At 58.5% G+C, this 550-nt stretch carries 1 protein-coding gene; it reads left to right on the forward strand.

The annotated features are described in order from the left end of the window. Positions 1–267 precede the first annotated feature (267 nt). Positions 268–550, forward strand: a 283-nt coding sequence (locus ENZ75_RS33735) for an LLM class flavin-dependent oxidoreductase (RefSeq protein ID WP_128278696.1), incomplete at its 3' end; no start/stop codon positions are given.

Genomic DNA, 550 nt, shown 5'->3' on the forward strand with positions numbered 1-550 from the left:
CCGCCATGCCCAGGCGGTCGCGGTTGAAATTGCCAAGCTGCTGGTAACGCTGCCGTCAGCGCAGGCCATCGGCCCCAATGCCGCGCACCGTCCACACGTGGGCTGACACCTGCGGGCCGGGTTCGGCAGCGAAAATTGGTATTTCCGTCCCAAGAGCGCCCCAAAAACGGAAAATCCTTCTTTGTATATATATTCTATAAACATAATAAATATCAGAGCCGGCGCGACCGGAGCGATCAACGACACGGCCTGAATGGGAGACAGTTCATGGCACATGCAGAAGCCGATCCGATCAAATTCGCCTACTGGGTGCCGAATGTTTCGGGCGGCCTGGTGATTTCCAACATCGAGCAGCGCACCAACCATTCTGCCGAGTACAATCGCAAGCTGGCGCAGATCGCCGAGAAGGCCGGCTTCGACTACGCGCTTAGCCAGATACGTTTCACGGCCGGCTACGGCGCCGACGAACAGCATGAATCGGTGGCGTTCAGCCATGATCTGCTGGCGGCGACCACGACGCTCAAGGTCATCGCAGCGATCCTGCCAGGAC

Origin of the sequence: Mesorhizobium sp. M7A.F.Ca.CA.002.04.1.1 (genome assembly GCF_004022805.1) — a bacterium.
GTDB lineage: Bacteria > Pseudomonadota > Alphaproteobacteria > Rhizobiales > Rhizobiaceae > Mesorhizobium > Mesorhizobium ciceri.